Source organism: Rhizobium sp. 2YAF20 (assembly GCF_052114685.1).
Classification (GTDB): domain Bacteria; phylum Pseudomonadota; class Alphaproteobacteria; order Rhizobiales; family Rhizobiaceae; genus Rhizobium.
Map to the genome: position 1 here is coordinate 48,193 of NZ_JBFRFF010000033.1, position 25,411 is coordinate 73,603.

At 56.9% G+C, this 25,411-nt stretch carries 14 protein-coding genes; 13 read left to right on the forward strand and 1 reads right to left on the reverse strand.

The genetic code is table 11. The annotated features are described in order from the left end of the window. Nucleotides 1-963 (reverse strand): GlxA family transcriptional regulator, encoded by a 963-nt coding sequence (locus AB4Z52_RS27465; protein WP_442221052.1) that lies wholly within the window; start codon nt 961-963, stop codon nt 1-3. 240 nt (nt 964-1,203) lie between these two features. On the opposite strand from AB4Z52_RS27465, the gene AB4Z52_RS27470 reads away from it, so the two are divergent. From AB4Z52_RS27470 to AB4Z52_RS27530, 13 genes are all read left to right on the forward strand, one after another. After that, a complete protein-coding gene (locus AB4Z52_RS27470; RefSeq protein WP_442221065.1) occupies nt 1,204-2,346 on the forward strand; it encodes an efflux RND transporter periplasmic adaptor subunit in 1,143 nt (380 codons plus the stop codon). 5 nt (nt 2,347-2,351) lie between these two features. Further along, nucleotides 2,352-5,540, forward strand: coding sequence for an efflux RND transporter permease subunit (locus AB4Z52_RS27475; RefSeq protein ID WP_442221053.1), 3,189 nt, complete (start codon nt 2,352-2,354; stop codon nt 5,538-5,540). Nucleotides 5,541-5,802: 262 nt separating this feature from the next. Then, a complete protein-coding gene (locus AB4Z52_RS27480; RefSeq protein WP_442221054.1) occupies nt 5,803-5,988 on the forward strand; it encodes a hypothetical protein in 186 nt (61 codons plus the stop codon). A 27-nt stretch (nt 5,989-6,015) separates the two neighbouring features. Next, nucleotides 6,016-6,534: a Dps family protein gene (locus AB4Z52_RS27485; protein WP_442221055.1), complete on the forward strand. Its 519-nt coding sequence runs from the start codon at nt 6,016-6,018 to the stop codon at nt 6,532-6,534. Nucleotides 6,535-6,600: 66 nt separating this feature from the next. After that, the gene (locus AB4Z52_RS27490) at nt 6,601-7,374 is read left to right on the forward strand and encodes an alpha/beta fold hydrolase (protein WP_442221056.1); all 774 of its coding nucleotides are present in this window, start codon (nt 6,601-6,603) and stop codon (nt 7,372-7,374) included. Between the two features lie 253 nt (nt 7,375-7,627). After that, the gene (locus AB4Z52_RS27495; RefSeq protein ID WP_442221057.1) at nt 7,628-8,221 is read left to right on the forward strand and encodes a hypothetical protein; all 594 of its coding nucleotides are present in this window, start codon (nt 7,628-7,630) and stop codon (nt 8,219-8,221) included. A gap of 56 nt (nt 8,222-8,277) precedes the next feature. Further along, on the forward strand, nt 8,278-10,266 hold the full coding sequence (locus AB4Z52_RS27500; protein WP_442221058.1) for an AAA family ATPase: 1,989 nt from the start codon (nt 8,278-8,280) through the stop codon (nt 10,264-10,266). Then, complete coding sequence (locus AB4Z52_RS27505; protein WP_442221059.1) at nt 10,263-11,090, forward strand: metallophosphoesterase; 828 nt, start codon at nt 10,263-10,265, stop codon at nt 11,088-11,090. Before AB4Z52_RS27500 ends, AB4Z52_RS27505 begins: the two co-directional genes overlap by 4 nt. 91 nt (nt 11,091-11,181) lie before the next feature. After that, nucleotides 11,182-11,445 (forward strand): hypothetical protein, encoded by a 264-nt coding sequence (locus AB4Z52_RS27510; RefSeq protein WP_442221060.1) that lies wholly within the window; start codon nt 11,182-11,184, stop codon nt 11,443-11,445. 975 nt (nt 11,446-12,420) lie between these two features. Continuing rightward, nucleotides 12,421-12,855 carry a hypothetical protein gene (locus AB4Z52_RS27515; protein WP_442221061.1) on the forward strand — a complete coding sequence of 145 codons (435 nt, stop codon included), beginning with the start codon at nt 12,421-12,423 and terminating at the stop codon, nt 12,853-12,855. 1,361 nt (nt 12,856-14,216) lie between these two features. Then, the gene (locus tag AB4Z52_RS27520; protein WP_442221066.1) at nt 14,217-21,029 is read left to right on the forward strand and encodes an adhesin; all 6,813 of its coding nucleotides are present in this window, start codon (nt 14,217-14,219) and stop codon (nt 21,027-21,029) included. A gap of 117 nt (nt 21,030-21,146) precedes the next feature. After that, on the forward strand, nt 21,147-23,318 hold the full coding sequence (locus AB4Z52_RS27525; RefSeq protein ID WP_442221062.1) for a type I secretion system permease/ATPase: 2,172 nt from the start codon (nt 21,147-21,149) through the stop codon (nt 23,316-23,318). Further along, on the forward strand, nt 23,315-24,793 hold the full coding sequence (locus AB4Z52_RS27530; RefSeq protein ID WP_442221063.1) for an HlyD family type I secretion periplasmic adaptor subunit: 1,479 nt from the start codon (nt 23,315-23,317) through the stop codon (nt 24,791-24,793). Before AB4Z52_RS27525 ends, AB4Z52_RS27530 begins: the two co-directional genes overlap by 4 nt. Nucleotides 24,794-25,411 lie beyond the last annotated feature (618 nt).

Consider the following 25,411-nt stretch of genomic DNA (forward strand, 5'->3'; position numbering starts at 1 on the left):
TCATGCGTCCGCTAACTCGACATCTTCGCCATCCATGAGCTTTAATGCCCGCTTCAAGCTTTGTGGTGGTTGTCCCAGTGTGCGAAGAAACGCGCGGCGCATCCTGTCTCGATCGGAAAATCCCGTGTCGCGAGCTACAATCTCCATTGGGTGGCGACCGTCTTCCAACATGGCTTTCGCGGCCTCGAGACGTAACATCTCGACCGCTTTCGCTGGCGATTGGCCAGTCTCCTCCCTAAAAAGGCGACTGAACTGTCTTGGGCTCAAACTGACGGCCTCCGCCAGCTCCTCAACTGTCAACGGATTGCGGAGATGTTCCTTCGCATAAATCAAGGCGCGACGAATTCGGTCGGACCTTGGCTCAAGCTCCAAGAGCGCCGAGAACTGCGACTGGCCTCCAGGCCGCCTGTGATAGACTACGAGCTTCCTCGCAATCGACCGTGAAACGGCCGCGTCAAAGTCGTCCTCAATCAGAGCCAGCGTGAGATCGATCGCCGAACTCATGCCTGCGGATGTCCAGATGTTTCCATCGTGCGTGAAAATTCGATCCTCATCGACATGCGCCAGGGGAAACCGTCTCTGGAGGTCGCGAGCGTGTGCCCAATGTGTAGTCGCCACCTTCCCATCCAGCAGTCCCGCTTCGGCCAGCAGAAAAGCTCCGGTGCAAAGCCCGGCAACTCGCCGCGATTCTGTGCCCGCCTTGGAGATGTAATCTCGCAACATTGGGGAAGAGGGGCTTGGGGTCAGCTCGCCAACAACCATTAGCGTGTCGGGAAAATCACCAAGGGGTTCGGTCTCCACGCCAATCTTCAGCGACGATCGAACGGTGCCTCCCTTCTCGGACATTACCGTCAGCTTATAGGCCTCCATACCCTGATCCTGATTGGCGAACTCAAACGCCGAAAGGGCGGCAAGCCCCATGACCTGAAAACCGTCTTCAAGAATAAAGCCCACAGATCGCATCAATCGCTCCGTCTTAAAGTGCCGCATACACCGTATTTGAGACATGGGCCTGTCTTGGTCAAGAGCGCAGTTCTAAGACCGGACATTAGTCGTTGATTGTACAATAACTGGCACTGCTGTGCTGTCAGTCTGCTTTCACAATGCCAGACCCGCATTCATTCTCGGTCGGCGTCAGCCCTTGTTACGCTGCAACTTGTGAGGTGGAAAATGAAAGCTCGAATTCTTGTATTATCGCTTTGTATGGCCGGATGGACGTTGGCTCTGAGGGACTTCGTCAATGCCCAAGAGGTAGCTCCGCAGGTGGTTGTAGCGAAGCCTCTGGTTCGCGACGTGACAGATAGGGATGAATTTATTGGCCGGTTTCGAGCCGCCGAACAGGTCGATATCCGTTCGCGCGTCGGTGGCTATCTGCAGAGCATTGCTTTCAAAGACGGCCAGTTGGTCAAGGACGGTGATGAACTGTTCAAAGTCGACCAACGTCCCTTTGTGACTGCTTTGAGCCAAGCTAAGGCCAGCCTCGCTGTAGCAAATGCAGGCTTAACCTATGCGCAGGCCCAATTCGATCGCGTTAACGCTCTGGTTAAGTCGGGGAGCCAGACGGTTGCGACCCTCGATGATCGGCGGAGGGAACTGGACTCGGCGCAAGCAAATCTCCAAGGGTCTCAAGCGAGTGTCGACCGCGCTGAGCTCGACATGACATACAGCCGGATTGTTGCGCCACTGAGCGGCCGCATCGACCGCCATATGATTTCTGTCGGCAACCTCGTCACCGCAGATCAGACGGTCCTCACGTCGATCGTCATGCTTGACCCGATCGACTTCTATTTCGACATAGATGAACGTCGTCTTCTGAGCTACGCCGAAACCGCCCGCGAAAACGGCTCCGTCCTGCAGAGCGGTGGCGGAGGTTTGAAGGTCTCGGTTAGGCTGGGCGACCGGGACGGGACGGCCTATACCGGCACGCTCGATTTTGCTGAAAATCAGGTCGACGCGGCAACAGGAACCCTTCGCGCCCGCGCCAGGTTTGCAAATCCTGATTTTGTGCTTCAGCCAGGGTTGTTCGGCAGGGTCGAGCTTGAAGGTTCAAATTCATACAAGGCGATCTTGATACCGGACGAGGCAATTAGCTCCGATCAAGACGAACGTGTTGTCTTCGTCGTTGGCAAGGACAATGTCGTGTCGACAAAAGCGATCCGGCCAGGTCCGAGAATCGACGGATACCGTGTTGTCAGAAGCGGCCTCGACGGTAGCGAGAGTCTAGTTGTGAAGGGCGTCGTACGCGTCCGCCCAGGCGTTAAGGTCGACCCGAAAGAAACGACCCTTCCGCCTGAAAACAAAGATCCGGTTGAGTCAGCACCGCTGACCGCCGTGAATGCGGAGTAGCTGAGATGCGGTTCGCACACTTCTTTATCGATAGGCCGATCTTTGCGTCGGTCATTTCGCTCCTGCTGATTATCGTGGGTTCAATTGCCTATTTCGAACTGCCAGTCGCGCAGTATCCGGAAATCGCGCCCCCAACAATCGTCGTCCGCACCTCATACCCAGGCGCAGATTCTCAGACGATAGCTGACACGGTCTCCACGCCGATTGAGCAGGAAGTCAACGGCGTGGAAGACATGCTGTACATGTCGTCCTATTCCAGTGCCGACGGCGCGATGACCCTCACAATAACCTTTGCGTTGGGTACTGATCTGGATAAGGCGCAGGTCCTGGTCCAAAACCGCGTTGCGATTGCTCTCCCAAGACTTCCGCAAGAAGTCCAGCGATTGGGAGTGACGACGAACAAGAGCTCGCCTGACCTCCTGATGGTGGTCCACCTGCTTTCTCCCAACGGGAGGTATGACCAGCTCTTCACCTCCAACTACGCGAGAAACCGTGTTCGAGATGTGCTGGTACGCCTGCAGGGTGTCGGCGACATTCAAATCTTCGGCGAACGCCAATACGCTATGCGCATCTGGCTGGATCCGGAAAAGCTGTCCTCTTACGGTATGACATCGAACGATGTTGTGAGTGCACTGCGTGACCAGAACGTTCAGGTTTCCGGCGGCTCAATTGGAGCTCCTCCGGCAGCGGTCGATAATCCTTTTCAGTATACTGTCAGGACAGATGGCCGCTTCTCCGACGCCCGACAATTCCGATATGTCATCGTCAAGTCGACACCCGACGGGCGTCTCGTGAAGCTCGAAGATGTTGCTCGCATTGAGCTTGGAGCCCGCGACTACGTTACCAACGCCTATGTGAACAACAAGCCAGCGGTCGGTATGGGCATCTTTGCACGGCCAGGGACGAACGCGCTGGAGACAGCAGCTCAGATCAAGTCGATCATGAAGGACCTGTCAGCTCAGTTCCCGCCTGGTCTTGAGTATCGCATCATCTACGACACCACCGACTTCGTGGCTTCTTCGATCAATGAGGTTTACCGCACCATCGGCGAAGCGATTGTCCTCGTCGCGCTCGTGGTTCTCATCTTCCTTCAATCCTGGCGAACCGCAATAGTGCCCATCGTTGCCATCCCGGTCTCTCTTGTCGGTACGTTCGCCTTCCTCGCGGCGTTTGGCATGTCTCTGAACATGCTGACACTGTTCGGCTTGGTGCTGGCAATCGGCATTGTGGTCGACGATGCGATTGTCGTAGTGGAAAACGTTGAACGAAACCTCGCCGCGGGTATGAGTCCGCGGCGGGCAGCTCATCGGACGATGGACGAGGTCGGGACGGCCGTCGTCGCTATCTCGCTTGTGCTTATCGCCGTGTTTGTGCCGACCGCCTTCATTCCCGGAATTTCCGGACAGTTCTATAAGCAGTTCGCAGTGACCATCTCGATCGCAACGGCGATCTCGGCAGTCAACTCGCTGACGTTGTCTCCCGCTCTGGCAGCACTGGTGCTGAAGAGGCATGAACACGAATCTGCTAAGCGAAGCATCGCGGGAAGAATCGGTCATAAGTCGGCCGAGCTCTTCAACCGCGGCTTTGACAGAGTGAGTAGTGCCTATTCAACGAGCATCCGTCATATCGTTAGCACGAAAACCGGACTGACTTGTGCCTTGATCGTTTTCCCATGTTTGTTGGTCGCCACATGGTTCTTGAGCACGAAGGTGCCAAGTGGCTTCATCCCGATCATGGACCAAGGCTATGCAATCGTCGTAGTCGAGCTTCCCGACGGAGCTTCGCTGGAACGAACCGATGCGGTGATCAAAAAAGCGGGTGAAATCGCGAGGGCTACCCCAGGCGTTGCTAACGCCGTTCAGTTCGCCGGGTTCAGCGGCGCAACATTCACCAATGCATCTAATGCAGGCGTGATTTTCACACCGTTCAAGTCATTCGACGAGCGATTGAAGAGCGGGGACACATCAACGAAGATCATTCAAACCCTTTACAAAAATCTCCAGGCCGTCGACGAGGCCTTCATCATCGCTATTCCGCCGCCGCCAGTGCAGGGCATCGGTAATTCCGGTGGCTTCAAAATGCAGGTGATGGACCAGGACAGTTCCAGCATGACGCGTGCGCTCGCGCTGGCAAGACAGATGATAGTGATGGCCAACAAGACGCCGGGCTTGACTGGAGTCTTCACAACATTTTCTGAATCGAGCCCGCAATATTTCTTGTCGATTGATCGGGATAAGGCGCAGTTCTTGAATGTTCCGATCCCCAACATCTTCGAGACATTATCGAGCAACCTTGGTGTATCATACGTCAACGATTTCAATGCTTTTGGCCGTGTCTATCAAGTCCGAGCTCAGGCGGACAAGAAGTTCAGACTTGAGAAAGATGACATGCTTGATCTGAAAGTGCGCTCCGCAACAGGCGCTCTGGTGCCGCTCGGAACCCTCGCAGATATACGGGAGGCAAGTGGGCCCACTTTGGTGCAGCGGTACAACATGTACGTTTCCGTCCCGCTTCAGGGAAATGCCGCTCCCGGTGTCTCGACAGGGGAGGCGATTGCCAAGATGCAAGGCATTGCAGCGAAGGTTCTTCCGCCAGGCACTACATTCGAGTGGACCGAGCTCGCTTATCAGGAAACGCATATCGGAGGCAGCGCGCTCTGGATCTTTGCCCTTTCCGTGGTGTTCGTCTTCCTGGCGCTGTCGGCGCAGTATGAGAGCTGGATACTTCCCCTGGCAATCATTCTGATCGTTCCACTTGCGGTTCTCGGAGCTCTCACGGGTGTTTACCTGAGAGGCATGGACAACAACGTCTTGACGCAAATCGGCTTTGTTGTGCTGATTGGTCTCGCGGCCAAGAACGCAATCCTGATCGTTGAGTTCGCTCGTCAGGCCCAGGAAAATGGTAAGTCTGCGGTTGAGGCCGCAGTGGAGGCCAGCCACCTCCGCCTCCGGCCGATCCTGATGACCGCCTTGGCGTTCATCTTCGGCGTGCTCCCGCTAGCCGTAGCGGAAGGCCCCGGCGCAGAGATGCGTCAGTCACTTGGAACAGCAGTGTTTAGCGGCATGCTCGGTGTAACAGTGTTTGGCCTGTTTCTAACGCCGGTCTTTTATGTGGTTCTTCGATCGAGATATTCGCCGCGGACAGCCGAGGAAGATAACGACGTAATCATTGAGCATCAACAAGCAGCCGAGTGATCCCCCTATCGCACCTTTCCATGCGGCGCCCTCTGGGGCGCCGTTTTGTTTGGTCCTGTAAGCGGCCCCAAAAAGGATGGTTAGCTTGCCGGATCGAGACAGCGATCTGGTCGCTGGCGGTGCCGCGACATCCTAAATGGGTGGTCAGCTATCAATCTTCGAGGGTGATAAGGCGCCGTTGCAGACCGCGCAGGAGCTGAAATGTCCAAGATGTTTTCGTTGCATTTCGCAAAGATCACCAAAGGCAAAAGGAGATCTAGAAATGGACAGCAAAAATCTCGGCAGTCGAGCCGAGGTCCGCGATGGCATCGAAGTCATGCCCGAGATGGCCGATATGCCACTTGAGATGCCCCACGCAAAACGCACCACTGCAGATGAACTCGTTGATGAGGGGCTGCTGGAGTCATTCCCAGCAAGCGATCCAATGGCATCGGGCAGAATGGAATGAACTCTAGAAACGCAGAAGGACTTTTCAATGGACCAAATCGATCACTTGCACCGCGCCGCTGCGCTTAAAACGCCGACTGGGTTGGGCGAGGAAGCGGTGAATGACATTTCTGCTGCTGCCACAACGCTGCTAGCTGACGTCTTCGCGCTTTATATTAAGACCAAGAATTTTCACTGGCACATGTCGGGGCCGAATTTTCGGAGCTATCACCTGCTCCTTGATACCCATGGCGAAGAACTCTTTGCCATCACGGACCCCTTGGCCGAACGAGTTCGAAAGCTCGGCGGTACGACACTGCGTTCCATCGGCGATATAGCGCGACGGCAGCGTATCACTGACAACGACGCAGACTTTGTTCACCCGCATGAGATGCTCGCCGAGCTACGCGAGGACAACGGCGTTCTCATCGCCCGGATGCGGGCCTTGCATGAGGTCTGCGACGAATATCGCGATGTTGCGACCGCCAGCCTACTCGAAAACTGGATCGACCAAGGCGAGATGAGGGTGTGGTTCCTCTTTGAGACCCTTCGTTCCACAAACGGGTGACCTTGAGCCGCAAAAGCAAGGTCTGCCTCACCGAACAACGTTCCCTAAAGCAAAAAGGTAATTCCCATGATCAAGTTGATAACTGCCGCGCTGCTCGGCGCCACGGCACTCGGTATGACCGGTTCGGCGAATGCTGCCGAAAAGCCAGCAATCGTCCTCGTCCACGGCGCGTTCGCAGATGCGTCAAGCTGGAACGGCGTGATCAAAAAGCTGGAAGCTGATGGATACTCCGTAACAGCGGTCGCGAATCCTCTCCGAGGTGTTAAATCCGATGGCGACTATGTGCGCCATCTCGTCGCCAGCTTTAAGACGCCGGTGGTTCTGGTCGGTCACTCGTACGGCGGATCGGTCATCTCCGAGGCTGCGGACCCGTTCAAGGTAAAGTCGCTGGTCTTCGTCTCCGCATTCGCGCCAGACACTGGCGAATCCGCCATCGAACTCTCAGGTAAGTTTCCTGGGAGCACGCTTGGTGGCACGCTTGCGGCACCTGTGGCGCTGAATGATGGAGGAGAGGACCTGTATATTCAGCAGGACAAGTTCCATAGCCAGTTTGCCGCCGACGTTCCGGAAGCTTCTGCGAAATTGATGGCGGCAACTCAGCGCCCCGTCACGTCGGCTGCGCTCGGGGAGAAGTCCGAAAATGCCGCGTGGAAGAACATCCCTTCCTGGTTCATCTACGGTGACGCCGACAAAAACATCCCGCCGAAAGCAATTGCTTGGATGGCGGAACGTGCCAAGTCCAAAGATACCGTCGTTGTGAAGGGCGCATCGCACGTCGTCATGGTTTCCCATCCCGACAAGGTTGCGAAGATCATCGAAGAGGCGGCGACAGCCAAGTGAGTTGACGCCTTCGAGATTCGAGAAGCTCACACATTCGACGTCGCCCACATTGATGAAGTCGGAGCGTGATCGAGTTTTCAATGACAAAATGACGTGCGGCCGCTAGCTTAACGGCCGCATTTTTCAATTGACAGCCTGATTTTTGTTCCGTATTTGTTCATCATGAAGATGATCGCTCGGACCCAGATACGAATAGCACGCTGAACTGCTCCGCAATCGCGGAGGCTGTTGTTTCGTGTGTTTTCGAGGGTTCATGATGAGCGTCTCTTCGTCGCGCGATTTCGCGCAGAATAATTCTGTCCAAATTTTCTATCCTCTCAGCACGGTTCGTTGCGTGGGACCAGTGCTGTTCAGAGATCAGCTGGCACGGGACATCGGGTGCCTGCTGGACGTCGACGACGATGTTCTATCGTGGTCATGCCGGTCCCTTGCGCTGTCCCACGATGGGCAGGTCTACAAACCTGATTTCGTGGTCGAAAGGGCACACCTGCGTTTTGTGATCGATGGCGTTCGCGACGACGCGCCGGATTGGACGCAGTCGAAAGCCATCGATGCTGGTTTCCCTTATGAGGCTATCGCGGCTTCAGCGCTTCCACGTATTCGGCTGAAGAACGCCAAGGATCTGTTGCGCTACGCCCGATATGGGGCTCCTTTATCAGATCGCATCCGACTACTCGCAGCTCTAGACGAATGCTCTAGGTTGACGGTAGCGGAAGCGCTCATCGTCTTTCGAGAGATCAAGCCAGTAGCCGGTTTGGCCTCGATGGTGCTGCACAGGTTCATCGAAATGGACCTGGACGAACGTTTGATCGGGCCCGAGTCGATAGTGCGCCGCAAGCGCGACTGAACAACCTTCATTTCCATTCAGTATTTGTCGCTGCCGCGAGCAGCAAAGGATGACCCATGCCTATTAGCACCAAGAATGAGACGATTTGCTCGTCGGTCCTGCACTATGCACTCTTCTGCACCTTCACCAGAGCGTTAAACGCCCATCCTGCCTTCGCACTAGGTGCGACAGGGTTGGTGGTTATGTTGACGCCACCCGGCCAACCGGCCAGAGATTATGGGCCCTCCGCCGGTGCGTTCCTTTATGAGGGGCTGGCAAGGTCAGACTATGACACCGTCGGTTTTCAGTTCGTGGCCGCGAGAGAGAAGCCGGAGAAGATTAAGTCCGAGTTTGGTGCTGAGTGCGCCCGTAAGGTACGGGCAATTGTAATTTCCGAAACTGATAATCTCCCGGTCAGTATCATGGTGGCTGCAGATGTTATCGTTCAGCTGGAGCCGGTTAGCGAAAACGATCTGCGTGATGCCTGCCGGGACGTTCTAAATCTGAAGGTTAGCGCGAAGCAGGCCAAGCAACTCCTTGCGTTCCCACAAGAACTGATGGTCAGCGCCCTTCGGCGAAACCGAACGACTTCAGAAACGATCCGACGTCTTAAAACGCTCTCGCTCGACAATGAACTTGGCACGCCGATTGAGGAGCCTACGCCTCGTCTCGAAGAGCTTCACGGGTATGGAGACGCGAAAAAATGGGGTCTTCAACTCGCCGCTGATTTGAAGCTGTGGGAACGCGGGAAACTGAAATGGTCCGAAGTAGACCGGGGCCTGCTGTTGAGCGGTCCACCAGGCGTCGGAAAAACAATCTTCGCAAAGGCACTCGCTCAAACTTGCGGCGTTTATTTCGTCGCAACATCGGTGGCGCAATGGCAGTCGAAAGGGCATCTCGGTGACTTGCTGAAAGCAATGCGTTCCGACTTCGCCACAGCCATCAACAATGTGCCGAGCATCATCTTCCTCGACGAACTGGACTCCATTGGGGACAGAAACACTTTCAGCGACGAGCATGCTTCCTACTCGGTTCAAGTTGTGAACGGTCTGCTGGAGACTCTCGATGGAACAACGAAGCGTGATGGCTTAATTGTTATCGGCGCTACCAATCACCCAGACAAAATCGATCCGGCCATTCGTCGACCAGGGAGGTTGGACAGACATGTTGTCATTGGAATGCCTGACGAGGCAGATCGAGTTGCAATTCTCCGTCAGCTACTTGGCGTCGAAAGTTCCCTTGATCTGGAAGTGTTGGGTCCGATTACAGAAGCTATGTCAGGCGCAGACTTGGCGCAGGTCGTTCGCGATGCCAAGCGAATGGCTCGAAGACAAGGTCGGGCCGTCGCGCTTTCGGACCTTACTTCTCAGCTGCCGCAACTGATCCCGGTCACCGGCGCGTATCGTCGTTCCGTCGCCGTCCATGAGGCAGGCCATACTGTTGTTGGGATCAAGTTGGCTTACGGCAAGTTCCATGGTGTTTACATTGGCAAGCAGCTCAATCCGCGCTTCGGTTTACAGAGCGCCGGAGGTGCGGCTTTCGAAATTCCCGTGTTATCGCTTCGGAATGACCAGCGATACCGAGACGAGATCTGCGTCTGCCTCGCGGGGATCGCGGCCGAAAAACTGATCTTGGGCAGTCATGGCGACGGGGCTGGAGTGGGGCCCGGGAGTGACCTGGCGCGAGCCACCAGCTTGGCGTTGGATATGGAAACCAAAGCAGCAATGGGGGATCGTCTGTTTCAGTTCGGCCGCGGAACAAGCTGGGACGCATTTGGCCCGCAACAGGTTCCTTGGCTGATGGATCGGGTGAACCAGATCCTGCGGGAACAGCTGGATCGCGCTCGGGATATCCTTGAGCGTGAACGAGCCCTCCTGCATGCCGTAAGTGAGGAGCTAGATACAGTCGGAGCGGTCCCGCCCTCCCGCCTGGACGAACTGCAGCAGGAAATCGACGGAAGCAAGCGAAATAGGCCTGTCGATGACGGGTCGGTTTCCGCACCGGAAAGGCCGAAGGCGCTGCCCTCAGAAAACGGGGTAGCGGCGCGAAAGGAGGCACGGCCATGAGGGTTTGGGTCATTAGCGATATGCACGCCTCGCATTCGGACCTGTTCCTGGCGCGATCACTTGATGTACCTGCGGCCGACCTTTGCGTCTGCGCAGGCGATATCTCGGGCAACATTGAGCGCTCGATCGACTTTCTGTTCGCCGAAATCGCACCTCACATGCCGGTCGTCACCACGCTGGGAAATCACGACTTCTACGGGACGTCGATCGATCGGGCCCTTGAGTACGCGCGGAAATGGACGGCCGGAACCAATGTACATGTCCTAGAGAACGAGGAGTTTCGGAAGGGTGATCTGCGCGTCATCGGGGCGACGCTCTGGACGGATTTCGAGATCGCCGCCCACGACGCTGGTTATCTGCCAGTCGATACTCGACGGGACCTTGCGATCAACGAGTGCCGTCGATACCTCCTGGACTTCCGTGAGATTTATCGATCCGATGCGCGGAAGGATGGGGAGGGCGGGTTCATTACGKCGAGGGAGATGATGTCTCGTCACCATGAGAGCCGGGCGTACATCGAGGGAGAACTCGCAAAGCCGTTTGACGGCGCGACCATGGTGCTGACCCATCATGCTCCAACACCCCGGTCGTTGGACCCAAGTTTCGATGGCCATATCTCGAACGCCGCCTTCGCCTCGGATCTATCGGCGCTGATCGAAGCGGGTAAACCGTCATTCTGGGTCCACGGACACATCCATCGCTTCCACGACTACATTGAGGGAGAAACGAGGGTGCTTTGCAATCCCAGAGGTTATCAACACGAGCGTTCAGGAGGCGGGTTCAGGCCAGGCTTCGTGATCGAAACAACGCCTCTGGAGGGATAGGGCGATAGGGGCACCATTTCCGTACAGCATCGACGCCTCCACGCTGGAAGGGAAGTCCGAAGTAGCATAACCTGACATCGGAGGTAGACGAATGGCCTTTCCATCACCGAAAAACCACGATCCTGATGATCGGCTCGAAGAAGCGGCCAATGAAGCGTTCAATGCGTTGGAGCTTCTCCTGGCTGAGGCCAACAAGGCTGGGTGGGGCACTCGCGAAATAACGCAGGCCTTCGTCCTTGCTGCCGAGGCATTGAAAGCGTCGAACGACAGCGATCCGGACCCGAGTGAAGATCAGTCAAAACCGACGATCGGCCCAGAGCAAGGGCAGGTGGGGCACGGTGAAATCTACGACTGATCAAAATTCAGACGTGTGAGCTTGGTGTCGACCGCAGTGATCGATCCAACAAGGAGATAGCAGACCTTTCTGCGAGCTTCATTTGGAGGAACAACAGTTTCTGCGAGCGAAGCGTTTCGCACACACTATTGAACAGGCAATGGAAAGAGGCCGACTTTGCCGGACGAGCGAGCCACTTGCAAGTCCGTCTCGTAAACCGAGCATCACTGAAGCTATCTGCTGTCAGTTTTGGATTGCCTATCATTGAAGCGCAGGCGGTCGTGGAGGCTGAAGCCTAGCGGCTATGGCAGAGGGGGAACCCCAAAGTAATGTTTCGCCACGATCTGGTGGGAACGAAATGCCGTCCGCCAGCCTTTTCGCGTTCATACCCTTGAAATCTTCGCCTTCAAATAGCGCCGTCAGAAGGTCAAGTAACCCTGGGTGAAGACATCAGTAGCCATTTGATGCATCGTGTCTACGATTCGCGCGACAATAAATGAGATGCATGATTATTGCATACAGCAGACATCGAGTAGCGATTTAGATGCAGCTAACAAAAAACGTTAACGTAACGTAATGCTAGCTTGATTTCGGGAAGAGGCATGCTTTTAATCGCCCAACTAGAATGTTTACTACGCGAAGATCGCTCTCAGGTCGAATTAATCAGAGTTTAATGTCTGTAGCGAGTAAAGGTTGAATTTGAATGGGGCTCGGGACGATCTTCTCGTTCGCTGGAAGATGTTGAACCGTCGAAAAGCTTACGGCTGGTGTCGATAGAAGTTCAACTGAATGTTATTTAAATTAGCTTGTGGGGGCTACAGTTGTGAGTGGTGAAACGGTCCGTAGGGCCGAACAGGGCTCTGCGTGGGCGGAGAATGTTGATACCGAGATCGATCAACCCCCTAGTAAGCCCCGCCTGATTGGGGATACCGCTCCGAAACCACATATCACCACTAGGCTGCCGCAGCAGGATGATGGGCCGTACTGGCGAGTCCGGTGCACAAGCATCAAGGACACGCGATTTTTTCCGATATCCCGTTTTCGGCCAAGAAGTTCGCTCACCTGGAAATGCAGTCCACGGACCCGACGCCTGATCGTGGCCGAGTGCGACGAGCGTATCGACGGATTGGCATGTTTTCGGCGGGCGAATACTTTTTGGGCGACGGCGGCGTGATGACGATGATGCACCTGATCACTGTTGATGTGGAACTACGGCCGGTTTCGCTCGACAAAGACTTTGCCAAGCTGGTGAGAGGTAATACGGCCTGGTCAAAAACATGCGGCGCAAGTCAAATTCCGGTCCACCTCAGCAGCGTTCGGCGTCAGACGGATCGGCTGCAAGATGCGGGAGGCGGAGTGTGTATTGGGCAGCTGTGCAGCGAAGATGGGGCCGTAGCGCTCGAAGGGTGCACGTCCTTGAAGTTCACCTGAATACTGCCTTAAGTAACAAATTGTCTTTCGACAAAGTAAACTCCGGAGATATTGCTTTGCCAGAACCAAGAAAATACAAAGGTCGACCTCATGTATCCACGGCAGAAAAGATAAGGCGCCTTATATACTTCGCTTTGCTCTCCGCTGTTTGCTATATTATTATTCGTATATTCGACACGGCGTGGGTAGCATTCCCATTGGGTCTCCTCGTCGGTGGCATCGGCCTTGGTGAGATCAACGGATTGAGTATTTTTTCCATCATCTCGAGAAATCGCGACGAAAATAATCATCAAGATTAAATGGGGACGAATAAATTGTTAGTTTCGGCATCAAATGACGCATCTGAAAATTCCGACAATGGTTCCAATACTTCTCATGGCTTTAATGATCCGAATACCTTAGGCAGCGTCGGTAATTTTGTGTCTGGTATTTCCGCAGGTTTATCCGGTTTGAGTAAGCACATCGAGGGGCTTGCCAAAGCTCTTCCCGATCTTATGGAAGACCTTGGCCAGTTTTCGACAGTTTTGGGGGCATCCGGATCCATTGTCGGTCTTGCTGGTATAGGTCTTGATATCCAGTCCTATCACGCGGCTGGCTACGATTTTGCGGAAAGTACTACACTATCCGTTGGAACTTATCTTGCGAGTGCCGGAAGCGGTTATGTGATCGGCGCGATCGTCCTCTCACTTGCGGAAGTCAGTGCGGTCACTGCGGCAACCGTTTTTGTTGCACCGGTGGTAGTCGGCGCTGCGTCGTTCGCCATCGGTTACGGCATTAGTTATAAGGTGCACGAATGGTTTCCTGGGAAGCCGCCTGCCACCAGCGGCACCACCGCCGCCAGCGTGCCTGGAGGCGCCTTACAACCTGGATTAGCGTCTTCGTCCGTCGCCGCCTCCCCAGACGCGGCGACGCAGGTTGGTCAGCCTGCCTCCGGATCGGCTACCCCTGTCTCGCCAATATCCGGTCCTCAGTTCGGGTCGATCACCCCAATCACGCCGACGCCGGTCGTTCCGGTCATGCCCAAGATCCCGGCTACACAGCTCGATTTTTCTGCCGACCCCTTCGGCGGCTATGGTGGCTTTGACAACGGTACGTCCACAAACCGCAACGGCGGTGGCGGCGGCGGTGGCAAACCCGATGCAACGGGGTCAGGCGGCGGGTCCACTTCGGGGACCTCCACCGGGGGGACTGCGGCTTCCCAAGGGAGTTCCACCGGAGCTAGTCACCACGGCAGTTCTGGCTCGGCGCCAAGAGGATCAAACGGCGGCAGCCCACTTGGTGACAGCAACAAAGGCACCCCCGTAAGTGACGGGATTGACCCGCAGCCGATCGGATGGGGCACGTTCGATAGCTCGGGTAGGATGACTAGCTACCGCGCGGTGTCGCAGGACGACGAACCAGTCCTTCTGGACATTTCGGGCAACGGCCTGTCCATCAATCCGCTTTCCTCGTCATCACAATTCGTCGACACCAATGGTGACGGCTACGATCACCGCACCGCTTGGGCAGGTAACGGCACAGGCGTGCTTGTTCTGGACGCAGACGGCAATGGCAAGATCAGCAACTCATCGGAATACGTCTTCACCCAATGGGATCCAACTGCCACTAGCGACCTTCAGGCCATCAAAGATGTCTTCGACACCAACGGCAACGGGAAGCTTGACGCGGGTGACGCTCGGTGGTCGTCATTCAAGGTCTCCGTCAACGGACAGCTGGTTTCGCTCGACTCGCTCGGGATCACCTCCATTGACCTGACCCCGAAGGGAAGTGGTCAAAGCTTCGGCGACGGCTCCGCGATAACCGGGACGACAACCTATACCAAGTCGGATGGTTCTACCGGCGCAGTCGGCGACGCCGCGTTTGCGACGGACGCCAATGGATATGTCATCAGCCGCCATGCCACCGCGAACGGTGACGGCTCAACGAACGAGCAGATTCTTGGGTACGATGCCTCGGGAGCCCTGGCGTTCCAGAATACTGTCGTCACGAGCGCCGACGGACATAGCATCACCACCAGTTTCGACGATGACGGCAATGGGACGTTCGATCGGTCGCAGACCGATGTATCCGTGGTCAACGCCGACGGAACGCGCACGCATATGGTTGCAAATTTCAATGCCGATGGTTCGCTGGTAAACCGATCTATAACGACGACAAGCGCCGACAGGGCGACCGTGACCACGACCGTTGATCAGGATGGTGACGGAAACGTCGATCAAAGCCAGGTCTTTGTCACAACCGCTGATGGCTCGACCACGACGACCACCCGATCTTTTAGCGTCGACGGTTCGACACTGAAGAAAGTTGTCGTCCAATCGAGTGCCGACGGCCTGTCGAAAACAACCCGCACGGATATCAATGGCGACGGTGTCGACGACACTATCGTTTCGGATCTGACATCGGTGGCGTCCGATGGGTCACGGACGCGAACTGTATCCAATAGCAGCACCAATGGGACGCTTTTGTCGACCACGACAACGGTTACCAGCGCCGACAGTCGAACGAAGACCGTGTCTTCCGACTTCGATGGCAACGGCACGTTGGATGAGCGCGATCAGAGCCAGACGACTATTGGAAGCGACGGAAGTGTTACAATCACGACTTCGAGCTTCAACGGCGACGGATCGGTAAAGGGTAAGACCACCACCGTCACCAGTGCGGATGGCCTCTCCAAAACCGCGTCCAGCGATCTCAACAGCGATGGCGTTTTTGACGTGGTGACGTCGGACGTGACGGTTGTCGCAGCAGACAACAGTCGCGTAGAAACCGTTTCGGCCAAGAGCGCCAATGGCACTTTGCTGTCGAGCACCGTGACCACCATCGGCACCAATGGCAAGACGACGGGCATTTCTGCCGACACAAATGGCGACGGCGCCATTGATCGCGCGACAACGTTTACGGTTGCTGCGGACGGCTCGACCACGCAGACCGCAACCGCACTCAATGCCGACGGCTCGATCATCAGCAAGACGATCAGTACCACGTCCGCTGACGGCCTATCGAAGTCGGTCACTTCAGACCGCAACGGCGACGGGATCTCGGATGCCGTTACCACTGACGTCATCGTCGCCAATGCCGACGGCAGCCGGACGGAGACCGTTACGGTCAAGAGCGGCGGCGGTTCAACCCTTGCGACGACGGTCACGACGACATCAGCCGACAGTCTGACCCAGACGGTCCAAGCAGATGCAAATGGCGACGGCGTTTTCGATCAAATTTCGACCGACGCGATCGTCCTCAACGCCGATGGTAGTCGCCGGGAAACCGCGACCGTTCAGAGCAGCAACGGTACGTTGGAGGCCAAGACGATCACGGTCGTCAGCGCCGATCGTCGGACTTCGACGGTGACGTCGGACACCGACGGCGATGGCAATGTCGATGTCACATCAGTCCAGGCAACGGCCGCCAACGGCAGTCAGACGACGACTACGACCAAGACAAGTGCCAGCGGCGCGATCATCACGCGCACGACGACAGTTGTCAGCGCTGACGGTTTGACGAAGACTGTCGCATTCGATCAGAACGGCGACGGTACAGTTGATGTGAACTCCGTCGATCAGACGGTTCTCAATGTCGATGGCAGCCGCGTCGAGACGGTGACGACTACGAGCGCCAACGGCGCGTTGCTCGACAAGACAAAGACGACGGTAAGCAGCAACGGCCTGACGGTCACGACTGAGGATGACCGGAATGGCGACGGTGTTGTCGACACGAAGGCCATCCAAGCCGCATCGCTGAATAGTGATGGATCGACGACGAAGGTTACATCGGACTTTTCTGGAACTGCCTTGACAGATAAGACAACGACCGTCACCAGCGCGAATGGTCTCGTATCCAGAAGCGATCGCGACCGGAACGGCGACGGCGTCATCGATCTCAGCACACTCGTGACCAAGACCATCAACGCCGATGGTTCAACCGGGGAGGTCGATACGGTCCTTGCCGGAAACGCTTCGCTGATTTCGAAGACGACAAAGACAAGCAGCGCCGACGGCCGGTCGTCGCTGACGACATGGGATATCAATGGCGATGGCGCTGTCGATGTGCAGGAGACCTTGGCGATCAACGCTGCTGGCCTGACCACGGACACGGTCGAGCAATACAAGACCGGCGGCGCACTCGGCAGCCGAGCCGTCACCACGACTTCGGCGACTGGTCTTTCGAAGACCACCAGCTCCGATCTTGACGGCAACGGCGTCTTTGAACTGGTCACCACCGACGTTACCAATCTGAACGCCGATGGCAGCCAGACACGGATTATCTCGCAATTCGGTGCCAACAGTGTTTTGACGTCGAGGACGACCACGACCGTCAGTGCCAACGGCCTGACCAAGACCACGAGCTGGGCAGACGGCAGCAATGCGACAGTTCGCTCCAGCAGCGATGTCACGGTTCTCAATGTCGACGGCACGACGACCGAGACGTTGTCGTATTTCAAGGCCGACGGTTCGCTGGAGAGCAAGGCGGTTACGGCGACCGGCGCCCATAATTTGACCTCGACGGTCACATCCGACGCCAATGGCGATGGCGTGATCGATCAGCGCTCTGTCACCACCCGCAATGCAGACGGAAGCGTCGTTCAGACACTGACGGATCTGGCGTCGGACGGCAGCAAAAAAGACCTGAAGTCTGTCACCGTCAGTGCCAATGGCCTGCAGCAGACGACGGATTATGATCCCGACGGCAATGGTGTCGTCAATATCAGAGAGATCAAGACAACGGTTCTCAACGCCGACGGTAGCAAGACGACAACCACGACGCTACTGAACGCAGGTGCGAATGGCCTTGTCGTCAAGGCGACCACCGTCGTCGATACTTCGGCGGACGGTCTTACGATTTCGACCAAATTGGATACGACCGGCTCTGGCACGTTCAATAGGTCTAAGACCGATGTTACGACACTGAATGCCGACGGTTCCAAGACACAGATCGTCAGCGCCTATACAGGGACCACGCTCACCAGTCGCTACTTGACGACCACGAGCGCCAACGGTCTATCGATTATCTCAAAGTCGGACTTCACCGGCAGCGGGACTTACAGTCAGACAGCGACGGATGCCAGCGTGCTCAACGCCGATGGTACCGTCACGCGTACGATATCCAGCACCAAGTCTGACAGTTCGGTGATTTCGACATCGGTGATCACCACCAATGCCAATGGCCAGGCTGTCACCTCGAACGAGCAGAGAACCGGTTTTGCCACCGAAAATCTCAGCGACACGATCGAGGTGTTGGCCGATGGCGCAACTCGCGAAACGGCGACCACCACCGACACCGCCGCCAAGCTTCTCGACAAGGTCGTCACTTTGACCAGCGCCGACAAGCTGACGGTGACCATCGACCGCGACGCCAATGGCGACGGCATTGTCGATCAGCATCAGCAGACGGTCAGGGCTAACTCCGGCATCCTGACCACCGTTATGACCGATCTGAAGGCCGACGGTACGATTCTTGATCGCTCGACGACCACTGTTTCGGCAAACGGATTGCAGACGACGATTGATTGGGATCTCGACGGCAACGGCACCACCGATCGCCGCCGGAGCGAAGTCGATACCAATAATGCCGACGGCAGCCGCACCAGCGTGATTTCCGACACAGATCTGATTGCCAACAAGCTCGCCTCGAAAACCACCACGAGCCTGTCACCCGACGGCACGACCCGGACGACTTACAAGGACGTCAATGGCGACGGAACGGTCGATCAGACCGACACGCTTGTACTATATCCCTCCGGCAATATCATCGATTCCGTCAGCAACACAGCGACTGCCCGCGACGTTTCCTATCTGGCCGCCGGTGGCGTCTATTGGAAGCAGGCGATCGCTGCCAACGTGGAAACCGATAGTCTTGCAGATGGTCATTCGAAGACCATCAAGTATGACTATGACGGCGACGGGGTCTTCGAGACCATCATGCAGTCACAGCTCCAGGTCGATGGCTCGGTGGTAACCACCGTCATCGAGACCAATACAAACGGCACGACCAAGGCGAAGGGTACGATCACCACCAGCGCCGATGGCCTGACCACGGTCATGAACAAGGACACCGATAATGACGGTGTCTACGATCATATTGAAACGGCGATCACCCATGCCGACGGTTCGGTAACCCTGACCAAGGTCGACCGGAACGCCGACAATTCTCTGAAGCAGACGGTTGTCGACACGGTCTCGGCCCTTGGCAGTCTGACGCTTCGTGTGACCACGGACAGCCTTGGGCACAAAACGTCGCAGCTGGTCATTGCTGCCGATGGTTCGTCGACAACGACCATCTATGACGGGCCGAGCGGACAACAGCTGAGCGTCAGCAACGCCAACAAGGCAGGCATACTCACTAGCGCGACGCTCTACGATTCGTTCAATGCTCAGCCCTGGACCAGGGACGAGCAATCGTTCGATGCATCCGGCAAGAAGACGCTGGAGAAGCAATACAATGACGATGGAACGAGAACCGAGATCACCTTCAATGTCTCGACCGGGGCACAGCAACACATTGACTATTTCAACGCGTCAAGCGTGCGCACGACCTCGATCGATTACGACCTGGCAAACGTGGCCGCCTGGACGCGTGCTCAGCAGAACTACGACGCCTCGGGCCGCGTGACCTATCGGGCCGAATTCAACGACAATGGCACCGAGACGGCATATACCTACGACCCATCGAACGCCCAGCCATGGTCGAGCATAACCCAGACGTTCAACACCGCCGCTCAGTTGACCACGCAAACGCAATACAACGACGACGGAACGCGAAACGTCACCACGTTCGACCCCACCAACGTTCAGTCTTGGTCCCGCCTCGATGAAAACTATGACGCTAGTGGCAGACTGACGTACCAGCTCTTTTATAACGACAACGGTCAGAAGCTCGCGAACACTTACGACGCGACCAACGTACAGTCATGGTCTATTATCCAACAACTGTTCGATACGAGTGGTCGGTTGGTGGCGCAATCGCAATACAATGATGACGGCACGCGATTTGCCACCACCTATGACGTCAACAACGTCCAACCCTATTCCCGGGCAGAACAGACATTTGACGCGGCCGGACGCCTGACAACCCAAACGAACTACAATGACGACGGTACACGTACCGCCTATACCTGGGATGTCACCAACGTCCAGGGCTGGTCGAGCGTTACGCAGCTGTTCAACACAGCTGGCCAGATGACCAATCAGTATGTGGCCAACGACGACGGCAGCCAGGTTCAATACACCTGGGACGTCGCCAATTCGCAACCCTGGTCATACGTCGCGGATGTGATCACCGCGGGCGGAAAGCTCGCAACGCATTATGTCTATAGCGACAATACCAGCCAGTGGACGATCACCTCCTATGACGTGAACAACAACCAGCCCTGGACGTCGCTGGTCCAGGCCTTCATCAATTCCGGCCATATTTCAACCGCAACGTCCTACAATGACGACGGCAGCTACACGAACTACCAGTACAACAGTGCTGGCACGAACACGGCGTGGCAGCGCTATGCTTATTCGGGCGGTACCGGCCATGGAGACAGCGGCATAAAAATGGTCGATCAATGGCCAAACCCTTACACCGGCGGCCACGGTCCGGTCTTGCTCGACCTCAACGGTGACGGCTATATCGATCTTCGCCCACTTGACCCAAGTGCGCTCGCGACAGGCTCGTCGGTGACGTTCGACTGGAACAGCGACGGTGTCAGGGACGGAACGGCCTGGGTTGGACCCCAGGATGGTTTCCTGGCAATCGATCTCGGAGCCGACGGCCAGGCTGGCGCGGACGGTAAGATCGATCAGCCAAAGGAACTCGCCTTTTCGCTCTGGGCGAGCGACAGCGACGTCGCCGCCAACGGTGGCCCGGTGTCCGACCTTCAGGGTCTTCGGCTTGCCTTTGACAGCAATCATGACGGTGTGCTGGATGCCCATGACGACCGCTGGAGCGAATTCAGGGTGTGGCGCGACGCTAACCAGAACGGCGTCAGCGATCCCGGCGAGCTGCTGACGATGACCGATGCGGGGATCAAACTGATCAACCTGCTGCCGACCACAGACGGCACGCAGGCGTTCTCCGATGGTTCGGCGATCACCGGCACCAGCTCCTACCAGACGGCGGATGGTTCGAAGTATCTGGTCGCCGATGCCACGCTTGTTTCTCAACCTGCTCTCTACAATGCCAATGCCGCGTAACGCAGGGCAAACAATCGAGAGCTGCCGATGTGGAAACACATCGGCAGCTCTTTCCAAGTGGGGTGTTGTGCCAGCGTTTGCGTTTGCCGCAAGAGCGCTTAGGCGGTGAACGATTCCGTGATTTTGGAACCGGAGCGATCGGGCACGACTGAGCAACCCTCGAACGCTCCCGACAGCGGACTTGCGGCACTGACGGCGGTCGCCGGATACTACCGGATTGCGTCACGCCCGGAGACGCTGGCAAGGGAATTGGCGCTGAAGGGCCTAAGTTCGCGCGAAGACATTCTGCGGGCCGCGTCGGGGCTCGGGCTGAAGTCCCGTATTGTCTCGGTCCACAATGAGAAGCGGTTGTCGACACTGCCAGCACCCGCCCTGGCGTCGTTGAAGGACGGCAGTTTTGCCGTCTTCGGCGGCATCATGGCCGATGGCACCTATCGGCTGATCAATCCGGTCGATTTTTCCGCCCGTAACCTCACACCACCCGAACTGCTGGAGGCAACCAGCGGCACGTTCATTCTGGTGCAACGCAAATTCTCCGGCGTCGGATCAGCACGCCAAGCCTTTGGTTTCAGCTGGTTCCTGCCATCGATCTGGCGCTATCGCCATGCGCTCGGCCATGTCCTGCTTGCCTCGCTGTTCGTCCAATTGTTTGCCCTGGTGACGCCGCTGTTCTTCCAGGTGGTCGTTGACAAGGTTCTGGCGCATCGGAGCTATTCGACGCTGATTGTCCTGGTGATCGGGCTTGCGGCAATCGGCCTTTTTGACGTCATCATCCAGTATCTGAGGACCTATGCCTTGTCGCACACGACGAACCGCATCGATGTCGAACTCGGACGTCGGTTGTTTCGCCATTTGCTCAATCTGCCGCTCAGCTATTTCGAGACGAGGGCGGCAGGGCAGACCGTGGCGCGTGTTCGCGAGCTGGAGACCATCCGCAATTTCCTGACCGGACAGGGCCTGTTTTCCGGTCTCGATTTTGTCTTCACCATCATCTTCATCGTCGTACTGTTTTCCTATTCGACCAAGCTGGCCTGGATCGTCGTCGCCTCCATTCCCTTCTACCTGGCGATCGGCTTCCTCATCCGGCCGTTCCTGAAGGACAAGATCGACGAGAAGTTTGATCGCGGCGCCTATAGCCAGCAGCTGCTGGTCGAAACGGTGGTCGGTGTGCAGACGCTGAAGGCCGCCGCCGTCGAACCAGTGGTCGCATCCCAATGGGAAGAGCGGCTGGCCGCCTACGTGCAATCATCATTCCTGACGACGATGCTGGCTGCCAAGGGCCAGAACGCCATCCAATATGTCAACAAGCTGACATCGGCAGCCCTCCTGTTGTTTGGAGCCCAGGCGGTGATCAACGGCGAGCTGACAGTCGGTGCGCTGGTCGCCTTCAACATGATCGCCGGGCAGGTCTCGCAGCCGATCCTGCGGCTGTCGCAGCTGTGGCAGGATTTTCAGCAGGTGCAGGTGTCGGTGGCACGGCTTGCCGATATCTTGAATGCGCCCCAGGAACCGCGTCCGGCCGTTGCCATCAGCCTGCCGACCCCAAGGGGGGCGATTTCGTTCAAGTCGGTGAACTTCCGCTATTCCGCCGATGGCCATGATGTGCTGAAGGACATCACCTTTTCGGTCAATCCGGGCGAGGTGATCGGCATTGTCGGCCCGTCCGGTTCTGGCAAGTCAACGCTGACCAAACTCGTCCAGCGGTTTTACATCCCCAACAATGGCCAGGTGTTTGTCGACGGCCAGGACATCGCGCAGGTCGATCCGGCCTGGCTGCGCTCCAACATCGGTGTCGTGCTGCAGGAAAACATGCTCTTCAACCGTTCGATCCACGACAACATCTGTCTGGTCAATCCGGCGATGTCACGGGCAGCCGCCATGCAGATGGCGCGACTGTCAGGGGCCGACGAGTTCATATCCAAGCTGCCGCGCGGCTACGACACGCTGATCGAGGAACGCGGCGCCAATCTTTCCGGCGGACAACGCCAGCGCCTGGCGATCGCCCGCGCTTTGGCGACCAACCCGCCGATGCTGATCCTCGACGAGGCGACCAGCGCCCTCGACTATGAAAGCGAGCGGATCATTTTGGGCAACATGCGGGAGATCGTCCGGGGCAGGACGGTGATCATCATCGCGCATCGCTTAGCGACGGTGCGCTACTGCAACCGCATCATCGGCATGAAGGATGGTCGGATCGTCGAAGAGGGAACGCACGAAACGCTGCTGGCGCGGCCCGGCGGCCTCTATGCGCATCTGTGGGCGCTCCAGTCCGGATCGAACCAGCCATGAACATCGCTGTCCGCGACACCCCAAAGCCGAGAAAGCCACGCAAGCGGAAAGCGATTGACAACGCCTTCCTGCCTGCCGCCCTGGAGATATTGGAAACCCCGGCATCGCCGATCCGCGCGGCCGTCATCTGGTTCATCTGCATCCTGTCAACGGCAACCCTGTTGTGGAGCTATTTTGGCACCTTCGACATCGTCTCGACGGCGCAGGGCAAGATACAGCCGACCGGACGGGTGAAGATCATCCAGGCGCTGGAAATGGGAAAGACAACGGCGGTTCCTGTTGCCAATGGTTCGAAAGTCAAAGCTGGCGACGTGCTGGTCGAACTCGATGCTACCGAGCTGAAGTCCGACGAGGATGCAGCGTCCGTCGGCCTGCAGGGCTATCAAGGTGAGGTGGTGCGGCGGAACGCCGTATTGGCGGTCGCCGATGCCTGGCGAAAGCAAGGCATATGGAACGGTGACAGAACGGTTTCGGAGCAGGCGCTGCCCCTCGTCGAGGGAACGCCTGACACCATCCGCCGCCGCGAGCAGCAGATTTACGCCGCCGATCTGTCGCAGCTGGATGCCTCGCTCGACAATCTCGCGGCCCAACGTCAGCAGCATCAAGCGACCATCAACCGCCTCGACGGCGCCATCGCCGCCCATAGAATATTGATAACGACACTCGCCGAGCGGGTCGCTATGCGCTCGACGTTGCTGACGAGCGAAGCCGGATCCAAGGCTGGCGTCATTGACGCCACCGAGATCCAGCAAAAGGAGGAGTCCGATCTCGCCGAGCAAATCGGCCAGCTGGAAGAGGCGAAGGCCGCTTTTGTCGTTGCCACCAGCGAAGGCGAAAAGACCTTGCAAGCCTTTATCGCCGACAATGTCGAGCGCGAGGGTGAAGCTTCTCGTCAGGTCGATCAATTGCGCCAGCAGCTCGTCAAGGCTGGCAACCGGCGACGGTCGATGACGATCACCAGTCCGATCGACGGCACGGTGCAGACATCGGCAATCACAACGGTCGGGCAGGTCGTCACCGCCGGGACGGAACTGATGCGGGTGGTACCGAGCGGCACGTCGCTGGAGATTGAGGCCTATATCCCCAACAGTGACATCGGCTTCGTGTCCGTCGGGCAGATCGCGGTCATCAAGGTCGAAGCCTTTCCCTTCACCCGCTACGGCATCATCAGTGGACACGTCACCGGCGTCGGCACCGATGCGATCCCGGAACCCGACGCCCAGACGCTCGAGGGCCAACCGGTAAAACCGCTGCAGAGCGTCATTCCGGTCGGCAATGTTCAGCGCGTGCAAAATCTAGTGTTTCCGGTGACGATCAAGCCGGATGTCTCAACCATCAATGTCGATGGGAAGGTCCTGCCGCTGTCGCCGGGCATGGCTGCGACGGTCGAGGTCAAGACCGGGAAAAGGCGGATATTGGAGTATCTGTTTTCGCCGCTCGCGGAGATTTCGTCTGAGGCGATGGGCGAGCGGTAGTCGTTGTCCGCTGGTCTCTCAACTGCAAGATAAACCGCCATCCATTCCGGGGTGTCGGTCGCTAGGATAGTCCTGTAGAAGCTCGGAGAAGAGGTCTTCTCGCATCTTTGCGCCGCAGCTTGGGGAATAATAATTCAATGAGTGCGGGAAATGGCTCGCTGTAGCAGCGATATGGCCTTAAAATGGGTCTTGCCCAATGATAGCCGGGTCTGAAAACGGAAATAATATGTTCAATTGGTTGAGGTCGGCGCTGGCTTGGCCGAAATCGCTATGGAGAGCTCCAGCAAAACCAAGGTCTGTTGTTCGCCAAAGAATTCTCGTTGTCACGAGATATGAAGGCGATGCGGCGTCTCCACCCATGTACTGGAAGCAAAGCCATCCTTCCTCGATTAAGCGATCGTGTCCCGGGAAGTGGTGTAGCTGACGGAAGGTAGCAAAGCCGAGCGCCCGCGCGTTTTTCATAGCGCTGTAGCGGGTGGTCGGGTTTGCGGGCGGCCATCAGTGTTTTCCGCTAGGGTCGGGTTGTTGAAGACCAACCTGACGGAAAGACCACCGATGACCAATGACATGATGGACGTGCGCTCGCTTGTTGAGAAGAGCGCGGATGCAGATTTATTG